This window comes from Cupriavidus basilensis, from assembly GCF_008801925.2.
Taxonomy (GTDB): Bacteria; Pseudomonadota; Gammaproteobacteria; order Burkholderiales; family Burkholderiaceae; genus Cupriavidus; species Cupriavidus basilensis.
In genome coordinates this window covers 3,110,163-3,125,118 of the sequence record NZ_CP062803.1, presented here as the reverse complement: position 1 = coordinate 3,125,118, position 14,956 = coordinate 3,110,163, and the positions used below count along the sequence as shown (strand labels likewise).

Annotated in this window: 11 protein-coding genes and 5 pseudogenes; 14 read left to right on the top strand and 2 right to left on the bottom strand. The window is 64.9% G+C overall.

Features of this window, described 5'->3' with window-relative positions:
- Nucleotide 1 precedes the first annotated feature (1 nt).
- Nucleotides 2-1,141: pseudogene (locus tag F7R26_RS14420) on the bottom strand (acyl-CoA dehydrogenase family protein).
- A gap of 194 nt (nt 1,142-1,335) precedes the next feature.
- Here F7R26_RS14420 and F7R26_RS14415 point away from each other — a divergent pair.
- From F7R26_RS14415 to F7R26_RS41760, 3 genes and pseudogenes are all read left to right on the top strand, one after another.
- The gene (locus tag F7R26_RS14415; RefSeq protein ID WP_463675067.1) at nt 1,336-2,037 is read left to right on the top strand and encodes an AraC family transcriptional regulator ligand-binding domain-containing protein; all 702 of its coding nucleotides are present in this window, start codon (nt 1,336-1,338) and stop codon (nt 2,035-2,037) included.
- Nucleotides 2,022-2,315 carry a helix-turn-helix domain-containing protein gene (locus F7R26_RS41975; RefSeq protein ID WP_463675066.1) on the top strand — a complete coding sequence of 98 codons (294 nt, stop codon included), beginning with the start codon at nt 2,022-2,024 and terminating at the stop codon, nt 2,313-2,315. Before F7R26_RS14415 ends, F7R26_RS41975 begins: the two co-directional genes overlap by 16 nt.
- Nucleotides 2,316-2,803: 488 nt before the next feature.
- Nucleotides 2,804-3,747: pseudogene (locus F7R26_RS41760) on the top strand (MBL fold metallo-hydrolase).
- 188 nt (nt 3,748-3,935) lie between these two features.
- Here F7R26_RS41760 and F7R26_RS14405 read toward each other — a convergent pair.
- Nucleotides 3,936-4,313, bottom strand: a complete 378-nt coding sequence (locus tag F7R26_RS14405) for a transposase (protein ID WP_051962189.1) — start codon at nt 4,311-4,313, stop codon at nt 3,936-3,938.
- Nucleotides 4,314-4,482: 169 nt separating this feature from the next.
- Here F7R26_RS14405 and F7R26_RS14400 point away from each other — a divergent pair, with 169 nt between their 5' ends.
- The 11 genes and pseudogenes from F7R26_RS14400 to F7R26_RS14350 all read left to right on the top strand — a co-directional run bounded on the left by F7R26_RS14400 (nt 4,483) and on the right by F7R26_RS14350 (nt 14,947).
- Nucleotides 4,483-5,850 (top strand): MFS transporter, encoded by a 1,368-nt coding sequence (locus F7R26_RS14400; RefSeq protein WP_012436225.1) that lies wholly within the window; start codon nt 4,483-4,485, stop codon nt 5,848-5,850.
- Nucleotides 5,851-5,874: 24 nt separating this feature from the next.
- Nucleotides 5,875-7,653: pseudogene (locus tag F7R26_RS14395) on the top strand (acyl-CoA dehydrogenase).
- Nucleotides 7,654-7,677: 24 nt separating this feature from the next.
- Nucleotides 7,678-8,425: pseudogene (locus F7R26_RS14390) on the top strand (electron transfer flavoprotein subunit beta/FixA family protein).
- The gene (locus F7R26_RS14385) at nt 8,426-9,358 is read left to right on the top strand and encodes an electron transfer flavoprotein subunit alpha/FixB family protein (RefSeq protein WP_193692077.1); all 933 of its coding nucleotides are present in this window, start codon (nt 8,426-8,428) and stop codon (nt 9,356-9,358) included.
- A 17-nt stretch (nt 9,359-9,375) separates the two neighbouring features.
- Complete coding sequence (locus F7R26_RS14380; RefSeq protein ID WP_027015136.1) at nt 9,376-10,290, top strand: LysR family transcriptional regulator; 915 nt, start codon at nt 9,376-9,378, stop codon at nt 10,288-10,290.
- Nucleotides 10,291-10,315: 25 nt separating this feature from the next.
- Nucleotides 10,316-10,546 (top strand): EexN family lipoprotein, encoded by a 231-nt coding sequence (locus F7R26_RS14375; RefSeq protein WP_027015135.1) that lies wholly within the window; start codon nt 10,316-10,318, stop codon nt 10,544-10,546.
- A gap of 217 nt (nt 10,547-10,763) precedes the next feature.
- Nucleotides 10,764-12,779, top strand: a pseudogene (locus F7R26_RS14370) (conjugal transfer protein TraG).
- The gene (locus tag F7R26_RS14365; protein WP_012436232.1) at nt 12,776-13,240 is read left to right on the top strand and encodes a CopG family transcriptional regulator; all 465 of its coding nucleotides are present in this window, start codon (nt 12,776-12,778) and stop codon (nt 13,238-13,240) included. Before F7R26_RS14370 ends, F7R26_RS14365 begins: the two are co-directional and overlap by 4 nt.
- Nucleotides 13,237-14,274 (top strand): P-type conjugative transfer ATPase TrbB, encoded by a 1,038-nt coding sequence (gene trbB / locus F7R26_RS14360; RefSeq protein WP_050873413.1) that lies wholly within the window; start codon nt 13,237-13,239, stop codon nt 14,272-14,274. Before F7R26_RS14365 ends, trbB begins: the two co-directional genes overlap by 4 nt.
- Nucleotides 14,271-14,654, top strand: a complete 384-nt coding sequence (locus F7R26_RS14355; RefSeq protein ID WP_050873415.1) for a TrbC/VirB2 family type IV secretion system protein — start codon at nt 14,271-14,273, stop codon at nt 14,652-14,654. Before trbB ends, F7R26_RS14355 begins: the two co-directional genes overlap by 4 nt.
- The gene (locus F7R26_RS14350) at nt 14,651-14,947 is read left to right on the top strand and encodes a VirB3 family type IV secretion system protein (protein WP_050873417.1); all 297 of its coding nucleotides are present in this window, start codon (nt 14,651-14,653) and stop codon (nt 14,945-14,947) included. Before F7R26_RS14355 ends, F7R26_RS14350 begins: the two co-directional genes overlap by 4 nt.
- The last annotated feature ends 9 nt before the right edge of the window (nt 14,948-14,956 follow it).

Here is a 14,956-nt window from a genome sequence, read left to right as displayed (position 1 = left end):
TTCACAGCTTCCTCGAAACCAGGTCTTTCAGGACCTCGTTGGCGCCGCCGTAGATCTTCTGCACTCGCGAAGCGGCATACATCCGCGCGATCGGATACTCGGCCATGTAGCCGTAGCCGCCGAACAATTGGAGACACTCGTCCACCACGCGGCACTGCTGTTCGGTGCACCACCACTTGGCCATGTAGGCGGCCTCGTTGTCGAGTGTGCCGTCCAGCAGTCTCTGTGTACAGTCGTTGACGAAGCTGCGCACCACATGCGCGATGGTCGCCATCTCGGCCAGCTTTTGGCGCGTTGTCTGCATGTCGAACAGAGGCGCACCGAATATCTTGCGCTGCTTCGTGTATTCGATGGTGAGCTCCAACGCCCGGTCGATGACGGCCGCCGCCGGCACTGCAATGACCATGCGCTCGTAGGGCAGCGCGCCCATCAGTTGCCCAAAGCCTTGGCCTTCAACGCTCCCCAGCAGTTGGTCGGCTGGAACGCGCACGCTGTCGAAGAAGAGCTCCGCCGTGTCCGAGGCCTGCATGCCAATCTTTTCAAGCAGGCGGCCCACACGAAAGCCTGGCAGGTTCTCGGTCTCCAGTACGAACAGCGACACCCTTTGCTGCCCGCGCCACTGGTGCGCGCCGCGACGATCAGCAGGTTTCCGGTGAAGCCGTTGGTGATGAAGGTCTTGGCGCCGTCGATCACGTAGTAGTCGCCGTCGCGCCGGGCCCGTGGAGATGGCCTTCAGATCCGAGCCGCAGCCCGGCTCGGTCATCGCGATTGCGGCCAGCATCTCGCCGTTCGTCACCTTGGGCAGCCAGCGCTGCTTTTGCGCTTCGGTGCCAAAGTCCAGGATGTAATGCGAAGCGATGGTGTGCACCGCGATATTGACCGGCATCTCGGCCTTGGCCAGTTCGTCCTGCACCACCAGCTGGTAGGCGAGGCTGGCGCCGGCACCACCATAGGTCTCGGGCATCTCGGGCAGCAGAAAGCTCATCCCGCCGAACGGACGCCAGACCTCGCGCGGGATGGCCTGGCGGCGCCATTCGTCGAGCCGGGGAGTGAATTCGGCGGCAACGTAGCGACGCACCTGCTCGCGAAAAGCGTCGATCTCGTGGTCCATCCAGGCGTGGCGATACAGCTGTGGCAGCATGGGCATGTCTCCTTGTATGTTGGCTTCTGACCCCGCACCGGGCGTTCCGCACAGCGCCACTGCCGAAGTGTTTTTGGGGATGCGACAATCGTAATAATTGGCCCCTGCAAGGGCGATAGCGGATTGCCTCAATCAACTGACAAATAACTTCTTTTGGCCCGCGCGACCGGCGTTGGCTCCTTCGATCACACGCAATGCTGCAACCCGTCTTCACCGCTCCTATCTTTGCCGTGCATGGCCTGCTGGACGGCGCGCGCGGCAAGGGGCTGGCCACGCAAGAATGGCTGAAGGGCGTGCTGGGGCGCGCCGGCATCAGCGAATCGCTGCTGGAGCTCGAGGATTCGCGCGTAACCGTGGAGCAGTTCAACGCGCTATTTATCGCTGTCAAGGACAGCCTGAACGACGAGTGCCTGGGCTACCTACATGAGCGACCCATGCGCCCGGGCAGCTTCGCGCTAATGGTGCGCAGCGCGTTCACTGCCCATTCGTTGTCATGCGCCCTGCGTCGCCTGAGCGAATCCTTCGCCCTGCTGCAGGACGACGTGACGCTGGTGCCCGTGACCGAGGGCGCGCTGGGGGGCTTCGCGCTGGAGATGCGCGGCGGCCCGGGCGCACATGCCGAATTCCTTCATGCACATCTGCTGCGCGTGTTCTGGCGCTTGTTGCTGTGGCTGCACGGCGGCCGGCTGGTGCCGCAGCGATTCGACTTCAATTTTGCGCTGCCGCTCCATGCGATGAGCTACGGGCGCATCTTTCCGGTTCGCTGTGCTTCGGGCAGCCGCGCACGGCCGCCTGGTTCGACGCCGACGCCTTCAAACTGCCGGTGCGGCGCGATCGGGACGCGCTGCAGTCCTTTCTGCGCGCCACGCCGGGCAACGTGGTGGGGCCGCACCTGAACGAGCGCAGCGCCAGCGCGCGGGTCCGCATGGTGCTGCAGCTGGCCAACCCCGAATGGCCCGACCTGCCCGTCACCGCGCAGCGCCTGCATATGTCGGTGAGTGCGTTGCAGCGGCACCTGGCCACCGAGGGCACTTCCTTCCAGGCACTGAAGGACCAACTGCGGCGCGACATGGCGATCGTGCGCCTAACCAGCAGCGAAGCCTCGCTCATCGCCATCGCCGCCGACCTGGGCTTCACCGACAGCACCGCCTTCCAGCGCGCCTTCAAGGTCTGACCGGCAGCGCCGGGAGCCTACCGCGCCCGCTCGCGTAGCCCGCAGCACCCTACATAGAGGCATTCGACCAATTCCGGCACGGCCACGAGGCTGTAGCCGACCACCGAGAAGATCGGCGCCTTCATAGCTGCCGGGTCTTGGCCCACATCGAGCGAGGCTTTCGTGCGCTCAAGAGACTGTTTGCAGCCCTGGCAGTTGCACCGACGGCAGCGCAGCGACAGGCTGCGCCAGGAAGCAGACGCTTTCCGTCAGCCTATCGAGGTCATTCGTCATTGCCACCGTTGAGGCTGACTTCTAAGCTTCCTAAGCTAAAACTGAGCTCGCACTGCATAGGAGTGATGGCTCTGCGCCATTAGGAGCAGCACTGCCAGAATGTAAATCAAGCATCATGACCCACGCAGCCCCGGCACTCGTATCCGTTCTCGGATCTCCCACTCCCTGGCCAAGCCACGGAAATCAAGCCTGGTGTGCTGTGGCTGCGCATGCCGCTGCCGTTTTCCCTGGATCACATCAACCTCTGGGCATTGAGCGACGGTCCTGGTTGGGCGGTCGTGGACACGGGCATTCGCAGCGTGGACGTCAGGAACGCGTGGCTCGCCTTGCTCGCTCCGCAGGCCGCTAGCCGGCCGACCCATCTCCCGTGTGATAGCGACGCACATGCACCCGGATCATGTGGGCATGGCGGGATGGTTGACACGTCGCTTCGAATGCGCGCTTTGGATGACACGAGACGAGTATTTGAGCTGTCGGGTGATGCTTGCCGATACGGGGCGGGAAGCGCCAGTCGATGGCGTTCGCTTCTATCGGAGGGCCGGATGGAGCGACACCGAGGTGGATGAGTACCGCACCCGGTTCGGTGACTTCGGTAAAATGATCCATCCATTGCCTGACAGCTTTGTGCGGCTCACGGATGGCCAGATGTTGCGGATCGGGGACCAGGAATGGGAAGTCATCGTCGGCACAGGACATTCCCGAGCACGCGTGCTTCTACTCGCGCGAACTGGATTTGCTGATATCGGGGGATCAGGTTCTTCCCAGGATCAGTTCCAATACCTCCGTGTACGCCACCGAGCCGCATGCGAATCCTCTGCAGGGCTGGCTCGATTCCATCGACCGGTTGATGCAACGCGTACCTGGGAGCGCCCTGATTCTGCCTGCCCACAACGAACCTTTCCATGGCCTGCACCTACGGTTGGAGCAACTGCGTGCGAGCACCGTCAGAGGCACCGACCGCGTCAGGCAACAACTTGCGCAGCCTCTGAGGGTCATCGACCTGGTTCGCGCCCTGTACCGTTCGTCCATTGTTGCGGAGCAAATGCACCTCAACCTCTCGACCGGAGAGACGCTCGCCCACCTAAACTATCTCGACCAGCGTGCGGAAATCGTGTCTGCAGAAGACGAAGACGGCGCAATGCGCTATCGGCTCGCCTGATGCACTAATTTGCCCTCAAGGATATAGAAGTAACCCAATCAAGCCTGTCATTGACTGGGTTCTTTGCTGATGTGTTTCGAGAGCAATGAGTCCTTGCACCAGCGCGTCGTGTACGGCCTCCAGTTCTTTGAACACCGTGTTGGCAAACCAATCCTGGCACGGCACCTTCCACAGATGCTCGACCGGGTTCAGCTCAAGGCTGGCAGAAACTCTAGGCGCATATTCTGTGGCACATCCAAGTGACCCGCGATGTGCCAACCCGCCTGATCCATGACCATCATGATGAAATCGACGGCATGGCGTCGCGCCATCTCGGCCAGGAACACCTGCATCGTCTCAGCGTTGGCCCAGGGCAGCACCAGAGAGTCAATCACGCCATCGTGCGTGCTGACGGCGGCGAAGGCCGTACAGGGTCTGGCGTTGAGGCGTGCGCCGACGATGGGGCGCGAGCCCCTGGGCACCCAACACTGCCGGGGTGTTCCCAGCAGGCAGAAGCGCCCTTCGTGCTGGAATATCAGCCGCACGCGGCGACCATATTCAGCTTGACGCCTGACCTCTTGGCGCACTTGAACAGTGCTCTCAGAAAGGGGCCGTTTGTCATTCGATCGGGGCGCTTCGTCATCGCGGCTCGCAGCACCGGCACCTAGGATTCCTTGTGTGCGCTGGACGACATGTAGCGGAGCGGCGATGACCGCCGCCCCACGATCCAGAGCCTAACTCAAAGGAGACAAACACGTGTGCCAAATCGACATGCAGAAGCTCGCCGACGACGCTCGCTTTAACCGCTTTCATGCCAAGGTGCTTCTGTGGTGCCTGTTGATTCTCATCATCGACGGCTATGACATCGCCGTGGTGGGCATCGCCCTGCCGTCCATCATGCAGCAGATGGGCGTGAACGCATCGACTGCCGGTTTCATGGCCAGTTCGGCCCTGTTCGGCATGATGTTCGGCGCCATGGTTCTGGGCACGCTGTCCGACCGGATTGGTCGGCGCTGGGCCCTCTCCATTGGCGTCATGCTGTTCAGCGTGTTCACCGCGGCCGCCGGATTCACCAAGGATCCCATCAGCTTCAGCGTGGTGCGCTTCATCGCGGGCCTGGGGATTGGCGGTGTGCTGCCGGTCATCGTGGCACAGATGGTCGAGTACTCGCCCAAGAAGATCCGCAGCCTGATGACGGCGCTGATGACTTCGGGCTACGCACTGGGCGGCATCCTGGCCGCGGTGCTCGGCAAGCAGCTGATCGGCGAGTACGGCTGGCAGGTCGTTTTCATCGCAGCGGGTGTGCCGGTCCTGCTGATTCCGTTCATCCTGAAGCTGGTGCCGGAATCAATGACCTACCTGATCTCGCGCAGCCGCAACGGCGAACTGGCCGAAGTGGCCCGTAATCTCCAGCCGGGAGTCAAGCACCCGGCGGACGCCCAGTTCGTCGTGCCCACCGCCGACCGCGTGGCGGGTGCGCCGGTCTCCCGGCTGTTCCAGGACGGGCGAGGCCCGAGCACGGTGCTGTTCTGGATCGCCTTCTTCTCGGGCCTGTTCATGGTCTATGCGCTCAGCAGCTGGCTGACCAAGCTGATGGCTATGGCTGGCTACAGCCTGGGGTCTGCCCTCAGCTTCGTGATCGCGCTGAACGTTGGCGCCATCATCGGTGCCGTGGGAGGCGGGTGGCTCGCCGACAAGTTCAACATCAAGTGGGTGCTGGTGGGGATGTATGCGCTGGGCGGCGTGCTGCTGTACCTGATGACGTTCCAGACCTCGACCGAGCTGCGTTATCTGATCATCGGCGCGGTCGGCGCCTGCACCACCGGCGCGCAATTGGTGGCCTATGCCTACTGCGGGCAGTTTTACCCGATGTCCATCCGCTCGACCGGCATCGGCATGGCCTCCGGCGTGGGGCGCCTGGGCGCGATCGCGGCGCCGCTGCTAATCGGCCAGATCGTTGCGCTTGAGCTGCCGCTGGAGCAGAACTTCCTGGTGATCGGGGCTTTCGGAATCATCGGCTCGATCGCTCTGGCGTTCATCAGGCATGGCGGCCCGGCGTCGGTGGGCCCGCAAGAGGCTGCACGCGAGTTGCGCCCGTCGCAACAGACGCCGCAAAACGCCTGATCGTAGCCATCAAGGAAATTCGCTGTGTCTGTCTACATAGCCCCCCTGCGCGAAATGCTGTTCGCCATGAAAGAGGTCGGCGGCCTGGACGCGATCTGCGCCCAGCCCGACCATGAAGAAACCACGCCCGACCTGGTCGAGGCCATCCTGCAGGAGGCGGCTAATTACGCCGCTGGCGTGCTGGATCCGCTCAACCGCCCCGGCGACGTGCAGGGCGCGCGCTGGCACGATGGTCGGGTCACGCCCGCCGACGGCTTTCGCGAAGCCTGGGCCAGCTTCTGCGAGAACGGCTGGAACGGCATGCCCGCTGCCACCGAATGGGGCGGCCAGGGCCTGCCCACGCTGGTCTCCACCGCCGTGCTGGAGATGTGGAAGTCGTCCAACCTCGCGTTCAGCCTGTGCCAGATGCTCACGCTGGGCGCGGTGGAGGCCATTGCGCACCATGGCAGCGACGCACTCCAGCGCCGCTTCCTGGCACCCATGGTCGAGGGCCGCTGGACGGGCACCATGAACCTCACCGAGCCCCAGGCCGGCTCTGACCTGGCCGCGCTGCGCAGCCGTGCCGTACACGAGGGCGACCACTACCGCGTCAGCGGCAACAAGATCTTCATCACCTGGGGCGAGCACGACATGGCCGAGAACATCGTGCACCTGGTGCTGGCGCGCCTACCCGATGCGCCACCGGGGTGAAAGGCATCTCGCTGTTCCTGTGCCCGAAGTACCTGGTCAACGACGATGGCACCCTGGGCGAACGCAACGACTTGGCCTGCACGTCGATTGAGCACAAGATGGGCATCCACGGCAGCCCCACGGCGTCGATGAGTTTTGGCGACAGCGGCGGCGCTATCGGCTACCTGGTCGGCGAGCCGCACCAGGGGCTGGCCTGCATGTTCACCATGATGAACCACGCGCGGCTGAACGTTGGCCTGGAAGGCGTGGGCATTTCCGAGCGCGCCTACCAGCGCGCACGCGCCTATGCGCTGGAGCGGGTGCAGGGCAAGCCGCTGATCAGCGGCAGCACCGCCATCGCAGGCCACCCGGACGTGCGGCGCATGCTGATGGACATGAAGGCCCGCACCGAGGCCATGCGCGCGCTGGCCTACTTCTGCGCCGGTCAGATGGACCGCGCCGCGGGCCACGCCGATGCGCAGGAGCGCGCGCAGGCGCAGGCCCTGGTCGGCCTGCTGATACCGGTGGTCAAAGGCTGGTGTACCGACAGCGCGCAGGGCATCACGTCCGACGGCGTGCAGGTGCATGGCGGCATGGGCTACGTCGAGGAAACCGGCGCCTCCCAGCACATGCGCGACGCGCGCATCACGACCATCTACGAAGGCACCACGGGCATCCAGGCCAACGACCTGATCGGCCGCAAGCTGGCACGCGAGGGCGGGCGCACGCTGAAGGCGCTGCTGGGCCGCATCGACGGCGATGCGCGCCGGTTGGTCGAATCGCCCGATGCAGTGCTGGCGCAGATCGGCCGCGCGTTGGCAGCCGCTGCCCAGGCGCTGGACGAAGCGGTCGACTGGCTGCTGGCCCACGACGGTCAACCCGCGCAGTGCGCGGCGGGCGCCGTGCCCTTCCTGCGGCTGGCGGGCACCGTGATCGGCGGCTGGCTGTCGGCGCGCATGGCCGAAGCCGCTACCGCGCAACTCGCGGCGGGCGCGGGCGATGCGGGCTTTCGGTACCAAGCGCGCCACAGCCAGCCATTACGCGGCGCATGTCCTGGTGCAGGCGCCGATGCTGCGCGACATCGTCACGGGCGGCGCCGCCAGCACGCTGGCCCTGGCGGACGATCAACTCTGAATGATCCTGAAAGGAAACCCTCCCATGAAAATCCTGGTTCCCGTCAAGCGGGTGGTTGACTACAACGTCAAGGTCCGCGTCAAGAGCGATGGCAGCGGCGTGGACATCGCCAATGTCAAGATGAGCATGAACCCTTCGACGAGATTGCCGTCGAAGAGGCTGTGCGGCTCAGGGAGAAAGGCGCGGCAACGGAGATCGTCGCCGTCTCGTGCGGCGTGTCTCAATGCCAGGAGACGCTGCGCACCGCCATGGCCATCGGTGCCGACCGCGGCATCCTAGTCGAGACCAATGAAGAACTGCAGCCGCTGGCCGTGGCTAAGCTGCTCAAGGCCCTGATCGACAAGGAACAGCCCGGCCTCGTGATCCTGGGCAAGCAGGCCATCGACGACGACTGCAACCAGACCGGCCAGATGCTGGCGGCGCTGGCCGGTCTGCCGCAAGCCACCTTCGCCTCCAAGGTCGAGCTCGCCGGCGACAAGGCAGCCGTGACCCGCGAAGTGGACGGCGGCCTGGAAACCCTTAGCCTCACGCTGCCCGCGGTCATCACCGCCGACCTGCGTCTGAACGAACCGCGCTACGTCACCTTGCCCAACATCATGAAGGCCAAGAAAAGCCGCTGGACACCATCAAGCCCGAAGACCTCGGCGTTCAAGTCGCCCCGCGCCTGAAGACCCTGAAGGTGACCGAACCCGCCAAGCGCGGCGCCGGCGTGAAGGTGGCTGACGTGGCCGCCCTGGTCGAAAAACTCAAGAACGAAGCGAAGGTGATCTAAATGTCGGTACTCGTTATTGCTGAACACGACAACGCATCCATCAAGGGCGCAACCCTGAACACCGTGACGGCTGCAGCCGCTTGCGGTGGCGACGTGCACGTGCTGGTGGCCGGCCACAATGTCGGCGCTGCCGCACAAGCCGCCGCCCAGATCGCCGGTGTCGCCAAGGTCATCCACGCCGACGCCGCAGGCTTGGCCCACGGCCTGGCCGAGAACGTGGCCGCCCAGGTGCTGGCCATCGCCGGCAACTACAGCCACATCCTGTTCCCGGCCACGGCCGGCGGCAAGAACGTGGCCCCCCGCGTGGCCGCCAAGCTCGACGTCGCCCAGATCAGCGACATCACCAAGGTGGTGAGCGCCGACACCTTCGAACGCCCCATCTACGCCGGCAATGCCATCGCCACCGTGCAAAGCAGCGACGCCACCAAAGTCATCACCGTGCGCACCACCGGCTTCGACGCCACAGCGGCGACCGGAGGCAACGCAGCAGTGGAAACGGCAACCGCAGCGGCAGACACCGGCAAGAGCAGCTACGTGGGCAGCGAAATCGCCAAGAGCGACCGGCCCGAACTGACGGCGGCCAAGATCATCGTCTCCGGCGGCCGTGCGCTGGGCAGCAAGGAAAAATTCGACGAAGTCATCACCCCGCTGGCCGACAAGCTGGGCGCGGCCATCGGCGCGAGCCGCGCGGCGGTGGATGCGGGCTACGCGCCCAATGACCTGCAGGTGGGCCAGACCGGCAAGATCGTGGCGCCGCAGCTGTACGTGGCGGCGGGCATCTCGGGGGCGATCCAGCACCTGGCGGGCATGAAGGACTCCAAGGTGATCGTGGCGATCAACAAGGACCCGGAGGCGCCGATCTTCAGCGTGGCCGACTACGGGCTGGAGGCGGACCTGTTCGCGGCTGTGCCGGAACTCGTCAAGGCCCTTTAACTTGGATGAGATACACCATGGAGCTTCGGCATTTGCGTTGCTTTATAGCGGTGGCCGAAGAACTTCACTTTGGCCGCGCAGCGGAAAAGCTGCACATCGATCAGTCCCCTTTGTCGCGCACCATCAAGGAGATAGAGGAAGAGCTCGGGGCGCAACTGTTCACGCGAACCACGCGAAGCACCCGCCTGACCTTTGCCGGAATGGCATTCCTGGAGCGGGTGCCGCGAATCTTCGAAGCTCTGAAACAGGCGTGTGACGGCGTCAAGTCCGCCGCCAGTGGGTTTCAGGGACAGTTGCGCATCGCTTTGTCCGATGGCATCACGCCCTCGCGAATGCCGACGCTGCTGGCACGGTGCCGAGAGGAAGATCCAGAGATTGACATTCGGTTATTTGAGGTGCCGTTGGACCAACAGATCAAGGGTCTGCACGATGACCTGTATGACGTCGGCTTTTCGATGGCCGAAGAGGTGGGCGACGGCATTGTGGTCAGGCCTGCGTGGGAAGACGAGCTGATGGTGGCGGTCCCAGCTCGCCATCCTGTGCTGGCCCACAAGCACGTTCCGTTGGAAGAAGTGCTGCGCTATCCGCTGGCGCTATGCGATCCGGCGATATGCGAAGGCCATGCACGCCAAGTTGATCGCGTTTTGCAGCGCTACGAGCAACAGCCACTGATCGCCCAGCGCGTGGCGTCCTATGAGGTGATGATGACCTTAGTCTCCGCCGGATTGGCACTTGGTTTGGCGGGCGCCGCGCACATTGCATCCGGCCGTGGGCCAGGTGTTGTGGCCCGGCGCTTGGCGGGCAAGTCGCAGATGCTGGCCACGTATCTGCTGCACCGTGACGTGGAGCCCTCCGAAATGCTGGCTCGGTTCATCGCACGAGTGGACTCCATTGATTCGGCGGATGGCTCCAGCGCCGCCGAGGACTCCTGATCCACCTGCTGAAAGGACCCAAGCCATGCCCCGATTCCTGTCGCTGCTGATGGCCGCTGCACTGACAGCCTCCTGTGGGCCATCCCAACCGACGGAAACCGTGGACTTCCTCGTGGCCCATCCTGAGCGTCTCAAGGAAGTCCAGCGCCTGTGCAAGGAAGAGCGCGCGAAGGCCGGCGAAGAACTCTGCCGACGTGCCGCCGAAGCCGCGAATCGCCGCTTCTTCGGTGATCGGCCGGAGCAGAAGCCTCAATAGGGCACCCCTCCGTCGCGGCGCCGCGACGAAGGTCTCACTGTTACCTCATCACGCCGCAGCGCGCTCGCGCATGCGGCATTTTTATTGTCTTCGCCACAGCAATAAGTCTGGCTCTTTTGGCCTGAATCCCCGCCACAACGGTCTTTGACCGACCTGCACGCTCGCCTTGATCCTCGGCACTACGGCACGTTCCTGTGCCGTAGTGGGAGGTTGACCAATGCAAGGAACGAACGTGCTGTTCGGTCAGATTGCCGTTGTCTTCGGCATCGTGATCGCTGGCGTATGGAGCGCTACGCAATGGACGGCCGCCGCCCTGGGCTACCAGCTACGCCTGGGCTCGCCGTGGTTCGATTTCTTCGGCACGCCGGTCTATCACCCCTGGCGCCTGTTCGAGTGGTGGTTCTTCTTCGACGCCTACGCGCCGCATGTCTTTGACGTGGGCGGTGCCATTGCCGCAGGCAGCGGCCTGATCGCGGTGGTGGTTGCCATCGGCATGTCGATCTGGCGCTCGCGCCAGTCCGCTGGTCACGACCTACGGGACGGCTCGCTGGGCCAACGCGGAGGACATTTGCAAGGCGGGGCTTGACCAGCCTGCGGGCGTGTTCCTCGGCCAGCATCGCCAGCAGTACCTGCGACATGAAGGCCCAGAGCATGTTCTGACCTTCGCGCCTACCCGCTCGGGCAAAGGCGTGGGCCTGGTGGTTCCCACCTTGTTGAGCTGGCCTGCATCGGCCGTCATTCACGACATCAAGGGCGAGAACTGGAGCATCACCGCCGGCTGGCGCTCGCGCTTCTCGCATTGCCTGCTGTTCAACCCGACCGATGCGAAGTCGTCGGCCTACAACCCACTGCTGGAGGTGAGGCGCGGCGCGCACGAAGTGCGCGACGTGCAGAACATCGCAGACATTCTGGTCGATCCCGAAGGAGCACTGGAGCGGCGCAACCATTGGGAGAAGACCTCGCATGCGCTGCTGGTTGGGGCCATCCTGCACGTGCTCTACGCAGGCGAAGACAAGACGCTGCGCGGAGTCGCCAACTTCCTCAGCGACCCGGCCTGTCCCTTCGAGCTGACCCTGCATCGGATGATGACCACGCCGCACATCGGTGGTGGGCCGCATCTGGTGGTGGCATCGGCAGCGCGCGAAGTCCTGAACAAATCGGACAACGAGCGTTCCGGCGTGTTGAGCACCGCCATGTCATTCCTCGGCCTGTACCGCGACCCCACGGTGGCCGAAGTCACCTCGCGCTGCGACTGGCGCATTGCCGACCTGATCGCGGCCGAGCATCCGGTGTCGCTGTACCTGGTGGTGCCGCCTTCGGACATTTCGCGGACGAAACCGCTCATTCGCCTGATCCTCAACCAGATCGGGCGACGGCTGACGGAATCGCTCGACGGCAGCGATGGCATCGCGCGCCGCCACAAGCTGCTATTGATGCTCGACGAGTTCCCGCGCTCGGACGGCTCGACTTCTTCGAGACGGCCCTGGCCTTCATGGCCGGCTACGGTATCCGCAGCTTCCTCATCGCCCAGTCGCTCAACCAGATTGACAAAGCCTACGGCCAGAACCATTCGATCCTGGACAACTGCCATGTCCGGGTGACGTTCGCCACCAACGACGAGCGCACCGCCAAGCGCATCTCCGAAACGCTGGGCACCGCGACCGAGCTGCGCGCGCAGCGCAACTACGCCGGCCACCGGCTCGCGCCATGGCTCGGGCATCTGATGGTGTCGCGCCAGGAGACGGCACGTCCGCTGCTCACGCCGGGCGAGGTAATGCAGCTTCCGCCCGACGAGGCCGTGGTGATGGTGTCCAGCGTGGCGCCCATCAAGGCCAAGAAGCTGCGCTACTACGCGGACAGCAATTTCAAGCGGCGCGTGCTTCCGCCGCCGGTGCTTGCAACCCTGTCCATGCAGGGGCGCTATGCCGATGTGCCACCGGAACGCGCCGACGACTGGAGCGGGCTGGCGATTCCCGCCATGCCGGTCGCACCGACGGCCGACGCCGCCGATGGGCTGGAGAACCTGGGTTCGGCCGACGACAGCGGCCCACGCCGCCAGCCCGAACTTTCCGAAGCCGTCACCTACGACCCCGACCTGGTTGCGCCCGCAGCCGACCTCGGGCTGCTCGATGACGACGACATGCCGCATCCCCTTCCTCGCCAGCTCGATCCGGCCCTGCAGCGCACGGCCCGGCTGGCTTCCCTCGACCCTGACGACGGAATCGACCTATGACCCAACACCGCCTCAATGTGTTCATCCAGCCGGAGCACAGCAAGCGGCTCGATGAACTGGCCGCCAAGAAGGGCGTGTCCAAGTCCAGCATCGTCGCGGCGGCCCTGGCCTCCTGGCTGTCGCCCGATGCGGCCGACCAGCGCGAGGCGGCAATTGCCAAGCGGCTGGACCGCCTGTCGCGCCACGCCGAGCGCCTGGAGCGCGACCAGAACATTGCCATCGAAACATTGGCGCTGTTCATCCGCTATTTCCTCACGGTGAGCACACCCGTGCCCGAGGCCCATCAGGATGCCGCTCGCGCCCAGGGCAAGGCCCGCTTCGAGCAGTTCGTCGAACAGCTCGGACGGCATTTGCTGCGCGGGCGCAGCCTGGTGCGGGATGTGGTGGAGGAACTGCACACCGATCCGACGCGACCGGAGGGCGCTGCGGCCGTCGCGGATGCCCAGGAGCGTGCCTTATGAGCGCCGTTCCTTCCTCCTTCACGGCCACCTCGCTGGATCGCCGCATCCAGATGCTGCGCACGGCCATGGGGCCGCTGATCGCTGCCGCGCTCGAAGACCCAGACGTGGTGGAAATCATGCTCAACCCGGATCGCACGCTCTGGGTGGATCGCCTGTCCACGGGCCGCGCGCCGATGGGTGTGGAGCTGTCCGAGGCCGATGGCGAACGCATCATCCGCCTCGTCGCTGCCCATGTCGGCGCCGAAGTGCATCGCGGCCAGCCGCTGTTGACGGCCGAACTGCCGGAAACCGGCGAACGCTTCGAGGGCATCCTGCCGCCCGCTGCGCCGGGGCCGGCCTTCGCGTTGCGCAAGCGCGCCGTGGGCGTGATCCCGCTGTCGCGCTACATCGAGGACGGAATGATGACCGCCGCGCAGGCGGGCCTGCTGGTGCGTGCGGTGCGCGAGCGCCAGAACATCCTGATCGCCGGCGGCACCAGCACGGGCAAGACGACTTTAGCTAATGCGCTGCTCGCCGAGATCGCAGCCACGGGCGACCGCGTGCTGGTGCTCGAAGACACGGTGGAGCTGCAATGCGCGGCGCGCGACCACGTGCCGCTGCGCACGCGCCAGGGCGTCGTGTCCATGACCGAGCTGGTGCGCTCGTCCATGCGCCTACGCCCGGATCGCGTCGTCGTCGGCGAGGTGCGCGGCGCCGAGGCACTGGATCTCATCAAGGTCTGGGGCACGGGTCACCCCGGCGGCATCGCCACGATCCATGCCGGCTCCGCGCTGGGTGCGCTGCTGCGCCTGGAGCAACTGATTCTCGAAGTGGCGGTGAACCCGCCCCGTGCGCTGATCGCGGAAGCGGTCAACGTGGTCATCCACATCGCCGGGCGCGGGCGCAAACGCCGCATCGAGAGCATCGCCCGCGTCGTCGGTTTCGATGGCGTGGGCTACCACCTGGCGGATGCGCTGGAGGCTCCATTCCCGGAGCTGCTGCCGCAGTCCGACCTTTCTTCTCTGTCCCCTGACCACTCTGGAGAACTGCCATGACGCAGATGATCGTTCCTGCTTTCCGTACTTCCGCAAATCCTCTTCGCCAGCCCGCGCGACTGGATAGCCTGGCTCGCCCGGCCATGCAGGGCTTGTTGCTCGCGGCGCTGATGCTGCTGCTCGCAGGCACTGCTCAGGCCGCCGGCTCCAGCATGCCCTGGGAAGGGCCGCTGCAATCCATCTTGGAGTCAATCCAGGGGCCGGTGGCCCGAATCATTGCGGTCATCATCATCATCGCCACGGGCCTGGCACTGGCCTTTGGCGATACCTCGGGCGGGTTTCGCAAGCTGATCCAGATCGTCTTCGGTCTGTCGATCGCGTTCGCGGCTTCGAGCTTCTTCCTGTCGTTCTTCAGCTTCTCGGGCGGGGCCGTCGTATGAACGCGGCCCACGATGGCGTGCAGGGCAATTCATACGGTTCTTTACCCGGCTTCGAGGTGCCACTGCACCGCTCGCTGACCGAGCCGATCCTGCTGGGCGGCGCGCCGCGCACGGTGGCGATTGCCAATGGCACCTTGGCCGCGGCCGTGGGCTTGGGCCTGCAACTGTGGATTCCGGGCCTGGTGCTCTGGATCGCCGGCCATGCGTTGGCGGTCTGGGGCGCGCGTGTCGATCCGCAGTTCATGCAGGTCTTCGCGCGCCATATCAAGCACCGGCCGCTGCTGGACGTGTAGGGGCAAAGG

Coding starts and splice junctions, on each gene's coding strand:
- F7R26_RS14415 (WP_463675067.1), top strand. CDS start 1,336: ATGCTGCAACCCGTCTTCACCGCTCCTATCTTTGCCGTGCATGGCCTG.
- F7R26_RS14385 (WP_193692077.1), top strand. CDS start 8,426: ATGTCGGTACTCGTTATTGCTGAACACGACAACGCATCCATCAAGGGC.
- F7R26_RS14380 (WP_027015136.1), top strand. CDS start 9,376: ATGGAGCTTCGGCATTTGCGTTGCTTTATAGCGGTGGCCGAAGAACTT.
- F7R26_RS14375 (WP_027015135.1), top strand. CDS start 10,316: ATGCCCCGATTCCTGTCGCTGCTGATGGCCGCTGCACTGACAGCCTCC.
- F7R26_RS14365 (WP_012436232.1), top strand. CDS start 12,776: ATGACCCAACACCGCCTCAATGTGTTCATCCAGCCGGAGCACAGCAAG.
- trbB (WP_050873413.1), top strand. CDS start 13,237: ATGAGCGCCGTTCCTTCCTCCTTCACGGCCACCTCGCTGGATCGCCGC.
- F7R26_RS14355 (WP_050873415.1), top strand. CDS start 14,271: ATGACGCAGATGATCGTTCCTGCTTTCCGTACTTCCGCAAATCCTCTT.
- F7R26_RS14350 (WP_050873417.1), top strand. CDS start 14,651: ATGAACGCGGCCCACGATGGCGTGCAGGGCAATTCATACGGTTCTTTA.